We start from the raw sequence: 15,812 nt of genomic DNA, 5'->3' as shown, positions 1-15,812 counted from the left end.
CTGTCAGTTTGCGCTAAGGGTTGGGGTAATGCGTATTTTTAAAGCATTTCTTGCGGACGACGCAGGTGCGACGGCGGTCGAATACGGTTTGATCGCCGCCATCATTTGCACCGCGCTCGTCTCCGGTCTCGGTTTCTTCACCGGCGCCCTGCAGAACGTCTTCAACGTGATCAACAACAATATGACCGTCAACTGAAGCAGCAGTTGGCTCAACTGTTGCAGCGTGATGTTGTCCGAAAACCGCTCCCAGTTTTCGGCGTCTGTTCTATTGCCTGAGCTTGTGCTCGTCCACGTTCAGCGCATCGGCAAGGCGTGCCTTGGCCGAACCCGGCTGAAGTGGCTTCTGCTGGCTCTCGTGGGGAGCCCAGCCGGAGACATAGATAATCGAAAAGGTCGCGCGAATGCGTCCGTCGGGATCTGAATAGCGCTCGGCATAGATCTCTGCCGCGCGCAGGAAGAAGGCGCGCGTCAGCGGCATGCGGCTGCGGGCTGCAAGCGGATTGCTCATGCCCATGGCTCGGAGATCCCGCATCAGCGGAAAGAGCGAATCATAGCGTACCGTGTAGTTTTCCGCGTCGATCACCGGCAGCGTGAAGCCGGCGCGCTGCATGAGGCTGCCGATATCGCGCACATCGGCGAAGGGAATGACGCGCGGGCTTGCGCCGCCCGTCATCTCGACCTCGGCGGCGAGCAGCACGTCGCGCAGTTCCTGCAGCGTGCCGGCGCCGGGGATCGCAGCCAGGAACAGGCCGTCCGGCTTCAGGGCGCGGCGGATCTGGATGAAAACACCAGGCGTGTCGTTGGTCAGGTGCAGGCTGAGCGGCGCAAGGATGAGATTGGCCGATTGCGGCTCGAGCGGCACGTCTTCGAGCGGCGCCGCGATCAAGGTTTCGCCTTGGGCCGCATAGGCCGTCTCGCTTTCGACACGCATCATTGTGCCGATCTTGCCGGTCGCCAGAGCGGCACGGGCGGCGGCCCCCGTTGCGCCATGCAGTTCGACGGCGGTCTCGAACGTCCGCTCGACTACGGCAAGCCTCTCGGCCATTTCCTCAGCGGCGATGTCGAGCAGGAAGGCGGCTTTCGGATCGTTATTGGCAAGCGCGCGATGACGATGCGCGGCGATCAGGGTTTTGTCGAAGATCGTTTCCATGACGATGTCCTTAGTCCCGCTCCGTAGCAGCAGCAAGGCGATTTTCCTTTGGAGGAGAACAGGCTAGTCTCGACGGCATGAGACCGATTGATTTCGAAAGACCGGCGGAGTTCTTGCGGGCGCAGCTCTTGCGGCCGTTTTCGGCGCTTGCCGATTTCCTTTATCCGCCAGCCTGTTCCGTCTGCGGCATTTCCACCGGCGGCCATCGCGGCGTCTGCGCGAAATGCTGGTCCGGCATCCGTTTCATCGAACGGCCCTATTGCGAAGTGCTCGGCATTCCCTTCTCGCACGATCTCGGCGCCGGCATCCTCAGTGCCGAGGCGATCGCCAACCCGCCGCCTTTCGACCGGCTGCGCTCGGCTGCAACCCACGACCATGCGGTGCGTGATCTCGTGCACGGATTGAAATATCGCGATCGCACCGATCTGGCGCCGATGATGGCCGCCTGGATGCTGCGCGCTTCCGACGGGACGGTCGAAAGCTGCGATGCGCTGATCCCGGTGCCGCTGCACCGCACCCGGATGCTGGCGCGCAAATTCAACCAGGCGGCCGAGCTCGCCCGCCACATGGCAAGGCTCTCGGGCAAGCCGCTGCTTGCCGCCACGCTTATTCGCGTCAAGCGCACCAGCCAGCAGGTCGGCCTCGGCGCCAAGGCGCGCGAGGACAATGTCAGGGGCGCTTTCGCGATTGCCAAGGGTTGCGAAAACGACATTTTCGGCAAGCGCATCGTCCTTATCGACGACGTCTATACGACTGGAGCGACGGTTTCCGCGGCAAGCCGGACGCTGCGTAAGGCGGGCGCCGCCGAGATCACGGTTTTGACCTTTGCAAGGGCTCTCTCCGAGCCTATATGACAGAAATACCCGGCATCCGTCTGGAGAGATTATGGTACCCGTCACTATTTATACGCGGCAATTCTGCGGCTATTGCACCCGCGCTAAGTCCCTTCTCGAAGAAAAGGGCGTCGATTACGTTGAGCACGATGCGACATATTCACCGGACCTTCGCCAGGAAATGATCGGCAAGTCGAACGGCCGCACCACCTTTCCGCAGATCTTCATCGGCGCCGATCATGTCGGCGGCTGCGACGATCTCTTTGCGCTCGATCGGGCCGGCAAGCTCGATCCGATGCTGGCGGCCTGAGGACGAACCGATGAGCTTCAAGGCCGCAGCCGTCCAGATGTGCTCCGGGGTCGATCCGGAGAAGAATGCCGCCGCCATGGCGCGGCTGGTGCGCGAGGCGGCCGCCCAGGGCGCGACCTATGTGCAGACGCCTGAGATGACCGGCATGCTGCAGCGCGACCGTGCGGCGGCGCGTGCGGTGCTCGCAGACGAGACGCATGACATCATCGTCAAGACCGGCTCCGAGCTCGCCCGGGAACTCGGCATCCACATGCATGTCGGCTCGACGGCGATTGCGCTCGCGGACGGCAAGATTGCCAATCGCGGTTTCCTGTTCGGCCCCGACGGCCGGATCGTCAATCGCTACGACAAGATCCACATGTTCGACGTCGACCTCGACAATGGCGAAAGCTGGCGTGAAAGTGCGGCCTATACGGCCGGCTCGGAGGCGCGCGTCCTGTCGCTGCCCTTTGCCGAAATGGGCTTTGCGATCTGCTACGACGTGCGTTTTCCGGCGCTCTTCCGCGCCCAGGCGGTTGCCGGTGCCGAAGTGATGACGGTTCCGGCCGCCTTCACCAAGCAGACCGGCGAGGCGCATTGGGAGATATTGCTCAGGGCACGCGCGATCGAGAACGGTGTCTTCGTCATTGCCGCGGCGCAGGCCGGCCGGCACGAGGACGGGCGCGAGACCTTCGGCCATTCGATGATCATCGATCCCTGGGGCACGGTGCTGGCCTCGGCCGGCGCCACCGGCGAGGCTGTTATTGTCGCCGAGATCGATCCCGCCGCAGTCAAGGCTGCGCATGACAAGATCCCGAACCTCAGGAACGGCCGGGAATTCTCGGTCGAGAAGATTGCGGGGGCAGTCGCAGGAGGCGTCGCCGCTTGATCCGCTATTCCCTCACTTGCGACAATGCCCATGAATTCGAGGGCTGGTTTTCCGAAAGCGCCGATTTCGATCGTCAGATTGCGACCGGTTTCCTGACCTGCCCGGTCTGCCATTCCGCCGCCGTCTCCAAGCTCTTGATGGCACCTTCGGTGTCGACCGCACGCAAGAAGGACGAGAGGCAGACGCTGGCGATGGATGCCATGCGTCAGGAGGCGCTGCAGAAGCTCAAAGAGGCGGTCGCGGCAGTCAAGGCCAATTCCGAGGATGTCGGCACGCAATTTCCCGAGGAAGCCCGCAAGATCCATTATGGCGAGGCGGATGCCCGCGGCATCATCGGCCAGGCGACGGTCGACGAGGCGCAGGCGCTGCTCGAAGAGGGCATCGAGATCGCCGCCATTCCGGTTCTGCCCGAGGACGTGAACTGAATGCCGTCCGCGCGTCTGGCCTTCTACAATTTCGGCCTGCACGTCGCGCCTGCCGAAAGTAAAACGGTCGAAGGCTTCGTTCTCCGCGAGCCGTTGAATTTCGAAGCCGCGGCCCGTGCCTGCGGCTTCATCGGACGCTCGGGCTATGCCGGTTATCCGGGAGCAAGAAGCTGGGGCGTTCAGGTCTTTCCCCGTTATATCGAAGGCAGCGGCTTTACGTCCGCGCCGTCCTCCCTTTCGCTCTGGGCTGACATCGAGAGCCTGATGGCCTTTACCTATAACGGCATGCATGCAGAGGCGCTGAAACATGCGCGCAACTGGAATGTCAAACAGACATGGCCGCCGCTGGTTCTGTGGTGGGTGCCCGGCCATCACAGGCCGGATTGGCAGGAGGGTGTCGAACGCCTCGAATATCTCGCCGATCACGGGCCAAGCCCCAGCGCTTTCACCTTCAAGCAGCCTTACGGGCCTGACGGAGCGGAGACGGCAATCGATCGCGACCGGGTGAAGGAACTTGCCGTTCGCAACGCAGAAACCCAAAGGGATCTGCTTGCACACGTTCAAACCCTGAAAGTGTAGCCGGCTTATTATCGGTCGAGCTATGCAGACCGCTTGGCCAGCAGCATATAATTCACGTCCATATCCTTGGACAGGTTCCATTGGTTCGACAGCGGATTGAAGAAGACGCCGGTGCGGTCGGTGATCTCGAGGCCGCTTGCCGTCAATGGCTTTTCCAGCTCTTCCGGGCGCACCAGTTTCTCATATTGGTGGGTGCCGCGCGGCAGCCAGCGCAGGATGTTTTCGGCGGCGAAGATGGCAAGGGCGGCTGCCTTCATCGTGCGGTTGATGGTGGCAACGAAGATCAGGCCGCCGGGGCGGACCATTTTTGCGCAGGTCGTCATGAAAAACTCGACATCGGCGACGTGTTCGACCACTTCCATGTTCAGGACGATGTCGAAGGTTTCGCCGGCGTCCGCCAGTTCCTCGGCGGTGACGGCGCGGTAGTCGACCGAAACGCCGGAGGCCTTGGCATGGGTCGAGGCGATGCCGATATTCTTTTCGGAAGGATCGGCGCCGGTGACGGTGGCGCCCATGCGGGCGACAGGTTCGGACAACAGTCCGCCGCCGCAGCCGATATCGAGCACGCGCAGGCCTTCCAGCGGACGCGCGCTCTTCGGGTCTCGGCCGAAATTCTCGCAGGCCTTGTCTCTTATATAGGCGAGGCGGACGGGATTGAATTTGTGCAGCGGCCGGAACTTGCCGGTCGGGCTCCACCATTCCGCCGCCATCGCCGAGAAGCGGTCCACTTCGCCCTGGTCGATCGTGCTTCTGGCGCCTTCCGTCATCGTCCACTCCTTGCGTTCGTGACACGTGAAGTCGGACGATCGGGGGCATAAGTCAAGGGGCGCGGAGCAGAGGACCGGTGAGCGTGGAGCCGCTCGCCAACCGCATTTATCGCGCGCGCTTGCCTCCCCCCGCCAAACTCGCTAAGAGACGCCGCAACTTGGGGCCTTGGGGACCCGGGCTTTTAGAGCGGTTCCAGAAGTCGGGAGCCAGCTCTTTGGCCAAGCGGCCCGCCCCAGAGCTTTCGTGATGCCGGGTCCGGTTTTCCGCTTTCCCGGCGCCAGTCGTGGTAGAGGCATATGGCACGCATCGTAATGAAATTCGGCGGCACGTCCGTCGCTGACCTGGACCGCATCAAGAACGTCGCCCGCCATGTCAAACGCGAAGTCGACGCCGGCCACGAGGTGGCGGTGGTGGTGTCGGCCATGTCCGGCAAGACCAATGAGCTGGTCGGCTGGGTGCAAGGCATGCCGAAGGTGATCGGCGCCAATTCGCCGTTTTACGATGCGCGGGAATATGATGCGGTGGTCGCCTCCGGCGAGCAGGTAACCTCCGGGCTGCTGGCGATCGCTTTGCAGGCGATGGATATCAATGCGCGGTCCTGGCAGGGATGGCAGATCCCGATCCGCACCGATAATGCGCATGGCGCGGCGCGGATTATGGAGATCGACGGCTCCGACATCGTCAAGCGGATGGGCGAGGGGCAGGTTGCCGTCATCGCCGGCTTCCAGGGACTGGGACCCGACAACCGCCTCGCGACGCTTGGCCGCGGCGGGTCGGACACCTCGGCTGTCGCGATCGCAGCCGCTGTCAAGGCGGATCGCTGCGATATCTATACTGATGTCGACGGCGTCTACACGACCGACCCGCGCATCGTGCCGAAGGCGCGCAGGCTGAAGAAGATCGCCTTCGAGGAAATGCTGGAAATGGCCTCGCTCGGCGCCAAGGTGCTGCAGGTGCGCTCGGTCGAGCTTGCCATGGTGCACAAGGTGCGCACCTTCGTGCGCTCGTCATTCGAAGATCCCGATGCTCCGGGCATGGGCGATCTTCTAAACCCGCCCGGAACGCTGATTTGTGACGAGGATGAAATCGTGGAACAGGAAGTAGTCACCGGCATCGCCTATGCCAAGGATGAGGCTCAGATCTCGCTTCGCCGTCTTGCCGACCGGCCGGGCGTCTCCGCGGCGATCTTCGGGCCGCTCGCCGAATCCCATATCAATGTCGACATGATCGTCCAGAATATCTCTGAGGACGGGTCGAAGACCGACATGACCTTCACCGTGCCGTCTGGCGACGTCGAGAAGGCGATCAAGGTGCTTAGCGACCATAAGGAGAAGATCGGCTACGATGTCGTGCAGAACGAATCGGGGCTGGTGAAAGTCTCGGTCATCGGCATCGGCATGCGCAGCCACGCCGGCGTTGCCGCTACCGCATTTCGTGCACTTGCCGAAAAAGGCATCAACATCAAGGCGATCACCACCTCCGAGATCAAGATTTCCATCCTGATCGACGGTCCTTATGCGGAACTCGCTGTCAGGACTTTGCATTCCTGCTACGGTCTGGATAAGAATTGATTCCCAGTGGGCGGCCTGCCCCTTCAGGTTGAGGAGACGAGGGCCGGCCCGCCGGGACTGAGTGCTTTGTTTCGGGAGCTTGAGACGCCATGAGAGACCTTTCCGGCGGTCCGCGCGTGCTGCTCAGGCGGCTGCGCGAGTTGATGGCGGAGCCGCTGGAGCCGCAGGATCGTCTTGACCGGATCGTCCGCCAGATCGCCGGCAACATGGTGGCTGAGGTCTGCTCGGTTTACGTGCTGCGCGCCGATGGCGTGCTCGAACTCTATGCCACCGAAGGCCTCAACCGCGAAGCCGTGCACCTGGCGCAATTGAAGATGGGGCAGGGCCTGGTCGGCACGATCGCGGCCTCGGCCCAGCCGCTCAACCTTTCCGACGCACAGTCGCATCCTGCTTTCCGCTACCTGCCGGAGACCGGCGAAGAGATCTACCATTCCTTCCTCGGTGTGCCGATCCTCAGGACCGGGCGCTCGCTCGGCGTTCTCGTCGTGCAGAACAAGGCAAGCCGCAACTATCGCGAGGAGGAGCTCGAAGCGCTCGAGACGACGGCGATGGTGCTGGCCGAGATGATCGCCACCGGCGAGCTGAAGAAGATCACCAAGCCGGGCCTCGAACTCGACCTGACGCGCTCGGTGACCGTCGACGGCGACACCTATAATGACGGCATCGGCCTCGGTTACGTCGTGCTGCACGAGCCGCGCATCGTCGTCACCAACCTGCTCAACGAAGATGCCGAGAAGGAAATCCGGCGGCTGGCCGAAGCCATGGGCTCGCTCAGGATCTCGATCGACGACATGCTGTCGCGCCGCGACGTGTCAATGGAAGGCGAGCACCGCGAGGTGCTCGAAACCTATCGCATGTTCGCGCATGACCAGGGCTGGGTGCGCAAGCTCGAGGAGGCGATCCGCAACGGCCTGACGGCGGAAGCGGCGGTCGAAAAGGTGCAGAGCGACACCAAGGCGCGGATGATGCGGTTGACCGACCCCTATCTGCGCGAACGCATGCATGATTTCGAGGATCTGGCGAACCGGCTGCTCAGGCAATTGACGGGTTATACCGGGCGGACGACCGCCGAGGGCTTCCCCAACGATGCGGTCATCCTGGCGCGCGCCATGGGGGCGGCCGAGCTGCTCGATTATCCCCGCGCCAATGTGCGCGGGCTGGTGCTGGAAGAAGGCGCGGTGACCAGCCATGTGGTGATCGTCGCGCGCGCCATGGGTATTCCGGTCATCGGCCAGGCAGCGGGTGTGGTGGCGCTTGCCGAGAACGGCGATGCCGTGATCATCGACGCCGACGAAGGACACGTGCATCTGCGGCCGATGGCCGATCACCGGCGCTCCTACGAGGAAAAGGTTCGCTTCCGCGCCAGACGGCAGGAACAGTTCCGAGCACTGCGCGCCGTCGAGCCGGTGACAAAGGATGGGCAGCGGATCGCGCTGATGATGAATGCGGGGCTGCTGGTCGACCTGCCGCAGCTTTCGGAATCGGGTGCCGAGGGCATTGGCCTCTTCCGCACCGAACTGCAGTTCATGATCGCCTCCACCATGCCGAAGGCGGACGAGCAGGAGCAGTTCTACCGCAATGTGATAAAACAGGCGGCGGGCCGCCCCGTCACCTTCCGTACGCTCGATATCGGCGGCGACAAGGTCGTGCCGTATTTCCGCGGCCATGAGGAAGAAAATCCAGCACTCGGCTGGCGCGCCATCCGGCTGTCGCTCGACCGGCCGGGACTGTTGCGCACCCAGTTGCGCGCCCTGTTGAAGGCATCGGCCGATACCGAGCTGAAGCTGATGGTGCCGATGGTAACCGAGGTTTCCGAGCTGAAGGTGGTGCGCGAGCTGCTGCAGAAGGAAGTGCAGCATCTCTCACGCTTCGGCCATGGTCTGCCGCGCAAGCTGCAGTTCGGAGCGATGCTGGAGGTGCCAGCACTGCTTTGGCAGCTCGATGAGCTGATGGAGGCGGTGGATTTCGTCTCGGTCGGTTCGAACGACCTCTTCCAGTTTTCGATGGCGGTCGATCGCGGCAATGCGCGGGTCTCGGACCGGTTCGACCCGCTCGGCAAACCGTTTTTGCGCATTCTGCGCGATATCGTGCGCGGCGCGGACCGGAACAAGACGCCGGTAACGCTCTGCGGCGAACTCGCCAGCAAGCCGATCTCGGCGATGGCGCTGCTCGGTATCGGTTTCCGTTCGATCTCGATGTCGCCGGCCTCGATCGGACCGGTGAAGGCGATGCTGCTCGGGCTCGATGTCGGGGCGCTGGCAACGGCGATGAACGAGGTGCTGGACGATGTCCACGCCATGACGCCGATGCGAGAGGTGCTTGCCCGCTTCGCCGAGAGCCACAATATTCCCCTTTAGCTAGACGTTAAGAAGAATCGGAGTGAAGGGTGGCGAAGCTTCCCGTTGAAAAGATGCGCGAGCTGGAACGCCGTTTCGGCGAGATCGAAGCGCGCATGTCGGCCGGCCCGGCTGCCGATGTCTATGTGAAGCTCGCATCCGAATATTCCGAGCTGCAGCCGGTCGTGACGAAGATCCGCGCCTATGAAAAGGCGATTGCCGAGCTTGCCGATCTCGAAACGCTCCTCGAGGACAAGTCGGTCGATCGCGAAATGCGCGACCTCGCCGAGCTGGAGCTGCCCGAGGTGAAAGAGCAGATCGAGGCGCTCGAGCAGGAGATGCAGATTCTGCTTCTGCCGAAGGACGCAGCGGACGAAAAAAGCGCGATCCTCGAAATCCGCGCCGGCACGGGCGGATCGGAAGCGGCCCTTTTTGCCGGCGATCTCTTTCGTATGTATGAGCGTTTTTCGGCGGAAAAAGGCTGGAAGGTGGAGGTTCTCTCAGCAAGCGAAGGCGAAGCCGGCGGTTACAAGGAAATCATCGCGACGATCACCGGCAGAGGCGTCTTCGCCAAGCTGAAATTCGAATCCGGCGTGCATCGCGTGCAGCGTGTGCCTGAGACCGAGGCGGGCGGGCGCATCCATACGTCGGCCGCAACGGTTGCAGTGCTGCCGGAGGCCGAGGAGATCGACATCGAGATCCGGCCGGAAGATATCCGCATCGACACGATGCGCTCTTCGGGCGCGGGCGGCCAGCACGTCAATACGACGGACTCGGCGGTGCGCATCACCCATCTGCCGAGCGGCATCGTTGTCACCAGCTCGGAAAAATCGCAGCACCAGAACCGCGCCAAGGCGATGCAAGTGCTGCGCTCCAGGCTCTACGACGCCGAGCGGCAGAGGGCCGACAGCGAGCGCTCGGCCGACCGCAAGAGCCAGGTCGGTTCCGGCGACCGCTCCGAACGCATTCGCACCTATAATTTCCCGCAGGGGCGCATAACCGATCATCGCATCAATCTGACGCTCTATAAGCTCGACCGGATGATGGAAGGTGAGATCGAGGAAGTCGTCGATGCGCTGATGGCCGACTACCAGGCAAGCCAGCTGGCGCAGCTCGGCGAGCAGCAATGAGTTCGACGGTCGCCGATACGCTCGCCGAAGCGCGCCGCCGCTTCACGGAGGCGGGTATCGCCGACCCGGCGACCGATGCGCGCTTGCTCGTCGCCGGCCTTCTGAAACTATCGCCGACCGAGCTTTTGACGCGATCGGCCGAGAGGCTTTCGCCTGAGCAGGCGGAGGTGATGTCCAAGGCGGTCGAGCGGCGCCTCGGCCATGAGCCGGTGCACCGCATTCTCGGCGAGCGGGAATTCTACGGCCTGCCGCTTACCCTCTCGGTGGAAACGCTGGAGCCGCGGCCGGATACCGAAATCCTGGTCGATACGGTGCTTGCCTATCTCAAGGACCTTGCAAAGGTACAAGACCGCCTCCATATTCTTGACATGGGAACTGGGACAGGGGCGATATGCCTTGCGCTTTTGAGCGAATGTCCTGATGCGTCGGGTGTCGGAAGCGACATATCGGCGGATGCACTTCACACGGCAAGATCGAATGCAGAAAGAAACGGGTTGCAGGATCGTTTTCAGGCGGTGCAGTCGAAATGGTTCGAGAGCATCCAGGGTTCGTTTCACGCGATTGTCTCAAATCCGCCCTATATTGCTTCCAATGTCATTCACGATCTCGCTCCCGAAGTGACGAAATTTGATCCGGTCGCAGCACTGGATGGCGGCCCGGATGGGCTTGACGCCTACCACGCCATCGCCAAGGATGCGGCAAGGTTCATGAGGCCCGATGGGGTCGTCGGGCTGGAAATCGGTTACGATCAGCGCAACGATGTGACGGCGATCTTTGAAGCGAAAGGCTTCAAGTGCCTCAAATCCGTAAAAGATTATGGTCAGAACGATAGGGTGCTCGTGTTCGCGCTCGCGTGACAGGCGATAATTGCTGCATTGAACGGGACATTATTGTTATTGCGAAGAAAAGGCTTGGATTTCCCAGGGAAGCAATATAGGTTGCGGTCACGTGTTGGGCAGATAGGAATGAACGAGATTCGTTCGGTACTTGGTTTGCCTCGGGGGTCCGCTCTTTTAAACGAGAGTTTCAACGGTTGAACACGACCCAACGCGTGAATCAGTCAAACTGACTTGAGAACCAAGCGGCAGGTCGGCGCAAAGGCGCAGTATGCTCGCGGCACAAAGGTCCTGACCCGGTTTTCCGGTCATGGCGGTTGGTGCCATGTATCCATCACAAACAGAGAATTCAGGTGAACGATCTATGAGGCCAGGACAGCAGAACAAGCGCGGTCGAGGGCGTGGTAACAACAATAATAACAACGGCGGCGGTGGAAATAACAATAACAACAATTTCAACCGCAAGGGCGGCAATCCGCTGACCCGGACCTATGACAGCTCCGGCCCCGATGTGAAGATTCGCGGGACTGCCCAGCATATCGCCGAAAAATACGCGCAGCTTGCCCGCGATGCTCAAAGCTCCGGCGACCGCGTGATTGCCGAGAACTATCTCCAGCACGCCGAGCATTACAATCGTATCATCGCCAGCGCCCAGGCGCAGATGCAGGAACGCTTCCAGCGCGACGATCGCGGCGAGTATGATCGCGATGGTGCAGACCGCGACGGTTCGGATCGCGACGGCGACGATATGGATAACAACGACAATGACGGTGACGATGTCGTTATCGTCCAGCCGCCGCAGAACAGGCAGCAGCACCGGCCGCAGGCACAGCCGCAACCGGCGCCTGCTCCGGCAGCTGCACCGGCACCCCAGCCCGAGGTGATCGACGGAACCGGCCCACAGCCGGAGATCGAAGGCATTCCGGCCGAGGTCGCCATGGATGAAGAAGGCTCCGCCGGCCAGCCGCGCCAGCCCCGCCGCCGCAGCACCGGCAGCCGTCCCCGTCGCCCGCGTCGCGGCGCTGAAGGCGAAGCCGCCGCCGAGGGCGAGGGTGCCTCCGGCGAGGCGCCGGTACTGGCTGACGCCGCATCGGAATGAGGACTTCGCTTCCCCTTGGGGGAGGCGTGAGAATCATGCCACCTGGCAGAATTGCAACGAAAATCCCCGGCCTCGCGTCGGGGATTTTCGTTTTGTCGGCTCTTTAAACTCGCAGAACAGGTACCATATTTCCCTCGACTGCTTCGCCCAAATCACAGAAGGGCGGCCTGCCTTTTCAGGGGGCCGATCTCAATCATCGTTCTGCGCCTCATCAGGGCAGGGCGATCCATGGAGGTAGAATATGAATATCGAGAAATATTCCGAGCGCGTGCGCGGCTTCATCCAGTCGGCGCAAACTTATGCGTTGGCGCAGGGTCACCAGCAATTTTCGCCCGAACATGTGCTGAAAGTCCTGCTTGACGACGATCAAGGCATGGCGGCGTCATTGATCGAGCGCGCCGGCGGCGATGCCAAGGCTGCGCGCCTTGCCAATGACGCGGCGCTGGCCAAACTGCCGAAAATTTCCGGCGGCAACGGCAACATCTATCTGGCCCAGCCGCTCGCCAAAGTGCTTTCGACCGCCGAAGAGGCGGCAAAGAAGGCTGGCGACAGCTTCGTCACCGTCGAGCGTCTGCTGCAGGCGCTGGCAATCGAATCCTCGGCCTCGACTTTTTCGACCCTGAAGAATGCAGGCGTGACGGCCCAGGGTCTGAACCAGGTCATCAACGACATCCGCAAGGGCCGGACGGCGGATTCTTCCAATGCCGAGCAGGGTTTCGATTCGCTGAAGAAGTTCGCACGCGATCTCACCGCCGAAGCCCGCGACGGCAAGCTCGACCCGGTGATCGGGCGCGACGACGAAATCCGCCGCACCATCCAGGTGCTTTCGCGCCGCACCAAGAACAATCCGGTGCTGATCGGCGAGCCCGGTGTCGGCAAGACGGCGATCGTCGAGGGGCTGGCGCTGCGCATCGTAAACGGTGACGTGCCGGAATCGCTCAAGGACAAGAAGCTCATGGCGCTCGACATGGGCGCGCTGATTGCCGGTGCGAAATACCGCGGCGAATTCGAGGAGCGGCTGAAGGCCGTGCTCAATGAGGTCCAGGCCGAAAACGGCGAGATCATCCTGTTCATCGATGAGATGCACACGCTGGTCGGCGCCGGCAAGGCCGATGGGGCGATGGACGCCTCCAACCTCCTGAAGCCCGCCCTTGCCCGCGGCGAGCTGCATTGCGTCGGCGCGACCACGCTCGACGAATATCGCAAACATGTCGAGAAGGATCCGGCCCTTGCCCGCCGCTTCCAGCCTGTCGTTGTCGACGAGCCGACGGTCGAAGACACGATCTCGATCCTGCGCGGCCTCAAGGAAAAATACGAGCAGCATCACAAGGTGCGCATCGCCGATGCGGCGCTGGTGGCGGCGGCGACGCTTTCCAACCGCTATATCACCGACCGTTTCCTGCCCGACAAGGCGATCGACCTGATGGATGAGGCGGCGGCGCGGCTGCGCATGCAGGTGGATTCCAAACCGGAAGAACTCGACGAACTCGATCGCCGCATCATTCAGCTGAAGATCGAGCGCGAGGCGCTGAAGAAGGAAACCGACGTCGCCTCGGCCGACCGGCTGAAGCGGCTGGACACCGAATTGACCGGCCTCGAAGAGGAGGCCGATGCGCTGACGGCCCGCTGGCAGGCGGAAAAGCAGAAGCTCGGCCTTGCCGCCGATCTCAAGAAGCAGCTCGACGATGCCCGCAACGAACTGGCGATCGCCCAGCGCAAGGGTGAATTCCAGCGCGCCGGTGAGCTGACCTATGGTGTCATTCCCGATCTGGAAAAGCAGCTGGTCGACGCCGAAAAGCAGGATGGCGAACGCGGCGCGATGGTGCAGGAGGTTGTGATCCCCGACAACATCGCTCATGTCGTTTCCCGCTGGACCGGCATTCCGGTCGACAGGATGCTGGAAGGCGAACGCGACAAGCTGCTTCGGATGGAAGACGAGCTGGCGAAATCGGTGATCGGTCAGGGCGATGCGGTTCAGGCCGTGTCGCGGGCGGTGAGGCGCGCGCGCGCCGGCCTGCAGGATCCGAACCGGCCGATCGGCTCGTTCATTTTCCTCGGCCCGACCGGCGTCGGCAAGACGGAGCTTACCAAGGCGCTCGCCCGCTTCCTCTTCGACGATGAAACGGCGATGGTGCGCATGGACATGTCGGAATATATGGAGAAACACTCCGTGGCCCGGCTGATCGGTGCGCCTCCCGGTTATGTCGGTTACGACGAAGGTGGAGCGCTGACGGAAGCCGTGCGCCGCAGGCCTTATCAGGTCGTGCTGTTCGACGAGATCGAAAAGGCCCACCCCGATGTCTTCAACATCCTGCTGCAGGTGCTGGACGACGGACGCCTGACGGATGGCCAGGGCCGGACGGTGGATTTCCGCAACACGATGATCATCATGACCTCGAACCTCGGCGCCGAATATCTGACGCAGCTTGCCGACGGTGACGACAGCGATACGGTTCGCGAGCAGGTGATGGAGGTCGTGCGCGGCCATTTCCGGCCGGAATTTCTGAACCGCATCGACGAGATCATCCTCTTCCATCGCCTGAAGCGCGAGGAAATGGGCGCGATCGTCGATATCCAGCTGAAGCGGCTGGTGGCGCTGCTCTCCGAGCGCAAGATCGTCATCGATCTCGACGAGGAAGCCCGCCACTGGCTGGCGAACAAGGGTTTCGATCCGGTCTATGGCGCAAGGCCGCTGAAGCGGGTGATCCAGAAATTCGTGCAGGATCCGCTCGCCGAGCAGATCCTGTCCGGCCAGGTGCCGGATGGATCGACGGTCAAGGTGACGAGCGGTTCCGACCGGCTGCAGTTCAGGACACGCCTGACGGTGAGCGAAGCGGCATAGGCCGACTTTGCCGGATGAATGAGAAATGGCGGCCTCGGCCGCCATTTTTGTCTGGCGGGTGTGAACGCCTCAACGGTTCATCAGCTTGCCGGCTACGGCGCCGACTACTTGCTCGCCACCTGGTCGGACGCCTGGTTGTTCAGCAGCGTATCGATGCGCTTGCGCTCGTCCTCGAATTTCGCCAGCGCCTCGCCTTGCAGCGATTTGCCGCCCGGCAGGCGGATGCGCAGGGGATCGACCTTGGTGCCGTTGACGATCAGCTCGTAATGCAGGTGCGGCCCGGTGGACTCGCCCGTCGTGCCGACCCAGCCGATCACCTGGCCCTGGCGGATCTTGGCCCCGGGGGTAACGCCTTTGGCGATGGCGCTCTGGTGATTGTAGGAGGATTCATAGCCGTTGGCGTGCCGGATAATCGTCTGGTTGCCGTAACCGCCGGAATCCCAGCCGGCTTTTTCCACAGTGCCGTTGCCGGCAGCGATGATTGCGGTGCCGCGGGGGGCCGCCCAATCGACGCCGGTGTGCATGCGGGCGAAACCGAGGATCGGGTGACGGCGCATGCCGAAGCCCGACTTGAAGATGCCGTTCGGGACCGGGTTGCGCAGCAGGAACTGGCGGATGCTTTTACCGTTCTCGTCGAAATAATCGACCGTGCCGTCCTCCGGATCCTGGAAGCGGTAGAAGCGCGTCTGCGTATCGCCGAAACGGGCGTTGACGTAGAGCAGCTCGGAATCCTCGGTCGCCTGGCCGGCGCTGTCGGCGACGGAGAAGAAGGCTTCGAGACTGTCGGTCGGCCTCAACTGCGCCTGGAAATCGACATTGCTGGCGAGCAGCTTGATGATCAGCGCCGTCATGTCCTTGGTCATGCCGTAGGAAAGGGCAGCGCGATAGATGCCGTCATAGACGCGCGGCAGGTTCTGGCCGGGCGGCGGCGCGAAGGAATTGTCATCGAAGGCGGTGGCGATGGCATCCAGCATCGGCGGCTCGCTGCCGGGCACGTATCTGCCCTTGTCGTCGACGGCGACGGTGACGAGATGGCGGGTCCCGCGATAGACGCTGGCCCGGATG

The 15,812-nt window shown here is 62.4% G+C and carries 15 protein-coding genes (1 of these 15 running past the window's edge); 12 read left to right on the top strand and 3 right to left on the bottom strand.

Going from position 1 to position 15,812, the window contains the following annotated elements; translation table 11 throughout:
• The first annotated feature begins 28 nt into the window (after nt 1-28).
• Entirely contained in the window at nt 29-196 is a 168-nt protein-coding gene (locus CO657_RS18165) for a Flp family type IVb pilin (protein ID WP_003590018.1), read from the top strand.
• A 69-nt stretch (nt 197-265) separates the two neighbouring features.
• Here CO657_RS18165 and CO657_RS18160 read toward each other — a convergent pair whose 3' ends face one another.
• Nucleotides 266-1,150: a methyltransferase domain-containing protein gene (locus CO657_RS18160; protein WP_054182535.1), complete on the bottom strand. Its 885-nt coding sequence runs from the start codon at nt 1,148-1,150 to the stop codon at nt 266-268.
• A 77-nt stretch (nt 1,151-1,227) separates the two neighbouring features.
• On the opposite strand from CO657_RS18160, the gene CO657_RS18155 reads away from it, so the two are divergent.
• Genes CO657_RS18155 through CO657_RS18135 form a run of 5 tightly spaced genes read left to right on the top strand, consistent with a single transcriptional unit; the run spans nt 1,228 to nt 4,165 of the window.
• A complete protein-coding gene (locus tag CO657_RS18155) occupies nt 1,228-2,004 on the top strand; it encodes a ComF family protein (protein ID WP_054182508.1) in 777 nt (258 codons plus the stop codon).
• A 31-nt stretch (nt 2,005-2,035) separates the two neighbouring features.
• The gene (gene grxC / locus CO657_RS18150; RefSeq protein ID WP_003590021.1) at nt 2,036-2,293 is read left to right on the top strand and encodes a glutaredoxin 3; all 258 of its coding nucleotides are present in this window, start codon (nt 2,036-2,038) and stop codon (nt 2,291-2,293) included.
• Nucleotides 2,294-2,303: 10 nt separating this feature from the next.
• A complete protein-coding gene (locus CO657_RS18145) occupies nt 2,304-3,161 on the top strand; it encodes a carbon-nitrogen hydrolase family protein (protein ID WP_054182509.1) in 858 nt (285 codons plus the stop codon).
• A complete protein-coding gene (locus CO657_RS18140) occupies nt 3,158-3,586 on the top strand; it encodes a DUF1178 family protein (protein ID WP_054182510.1) in 429 nt (142 codons plus the stop codon). The genes CO657_RS18145 and CO657_RS18140 overlap by 4 nt, the downstream gene beginning before the upstream one ends.
• Nucleotides 3,587-4,165: a DUF3291 domain-containing protein gene (locus CO657_RS18135; RefSeq protein ID WP_054182511.1), complete on the top strand. Its 579-nt coding sequence runs from the start codon at nt 3,587-3,589 to the stop codon at nt 4,163-4,165.
• A 20-nt stretch (nt 4,166-4,185) separates the two neighbouring features.
• Here CO657_RS18135 and ubiG read toward each other — a convergent pair whose 3' ends face one another.
• Nucleotides 4,186-4,932 (bottom strand): bifunctional 2-polyprenyl-6-hydroxyphenol methylase/3-demethylubiquinol 3-O-methyltransferase UbiG, encoded by a 747-nt coding sequence (ubiG, locus tag CO657_RS18130; protein WP_054182512.1) that lies wholly within the window; start codon nt 4,930-4,932, stop codon nt 4,186-4,188.
• A 297-nt stretch (nt 4,933-5,229) separates the two neighbouring features.
• On the opposite strand from ubiG, the gene CO657_RS18125 reads away from it, so the two are divergent.
• The 6 genes from CO657_RS18125 (at nt 5,230) to clpB (ending at nt 14,747) form a co-directional block, all read left to right on the top strand.
• On the top strand, nt 5,230-6,504 hold the full coding sequence (locus CO657_RS18125) for an aspartate kinase (protein WP_012559094.1): 1,275 nt from the start codon (nt 5,230-5,232) through the stop codon (nt 6,502-6,504).
• 89 nt (nt 6,505-6,593) lie between these two features.
• Nucleotides 6,594-8,861: a phosphoenolpyruvate--protein phosphotransferase gene (gene ptsP / locus CO657_RS18120; RefSeq protein WP_003590030.1), complete on the top strand. Its 2,268-nt coding sequence runs from the start codon at nt 6,594-6,596 to the stop codon at nt 8,859-8,861.
• 29 nt (nt 8,862-8,890) lie between these two features.
• A complete protein-coding gene (prfA, locus tag CO657_RS18115; protein ID WP_012559093.1) occupies nt 8,891-9,970 on the top strand; it encodes a peptide chain release factor 1 in 1,080 nt (359 codons plus the stop codon).
• A complete protein-coding gene (gene prmC, locus CO657_RS18110) occupies nt 9,967-10,827 on the top strand; it encodes a peptide chain release factor N(5)-glutamine methyltransferase (RefSeq protein WP_054182513.1) in 861 nt (286 codons plus the stop codon). The genes prfA and prmC overlap by 4 nt, the downstream gene beginning before the upstream one ends.
• 343 nt (nt 10,828-11,170) lie before the next feature.
• Nucleotides 11,171-11,905: a DUF4167 domain-containing protein gene (locus CO657_RS18105; protein WP_054182514.1), complete on the top strand. Its 735-nt coding sequence runs from the start codon at nt 11,171-11,173 to the stop codon at nt 11,903-11,905.
• A gap of 241 nt (nt 11,906-12,146) precedes the next feature.
• Complete coding sequence (gene clpB / locus CO657_RS18100) at nt 12,147-14,747, top strand: ATP-dependent chaperone ClpB (RefSeq protein WP_054182515.1); 2,601 nt, start codon at nt 12,147-12,149, stop codon at nt 14,745-14,747.
• 104 nt (nt 14,748-14,851) lie between these two features.
• Here clpB and CO657_RS18095 read toward each other — a convergent pair whose 3' ends face one another.
• Nucleotides 14,852-15,812: the 3' end of a M23 family metallopeptidase gene (locus CO657_RS18095; RefSeq protein WP_054182516.1), read on the bottom strand. It continues 980 nt past the right edge of the window; 961 of the gene's 1,941 nt are visible here — the last part of the coding sequence; the start codon falls outside the window, past its right edge; its stop codon occupies nt 14,852-14,854.

Source organism: Rhizobium acidisoli (assembly GCF_002531755.2).
In the GTDB taxonomy this organism is placed as follows: Bacteria; Pseudomonadota; Alphaproteobacteria; order Rhizobiales; family Rhizobiaceae; genus Rhizobium; species Rhizobium acidisoli.
This window is presented reverse-complemented; position numbering and strand designations above follow the sequence as displayed.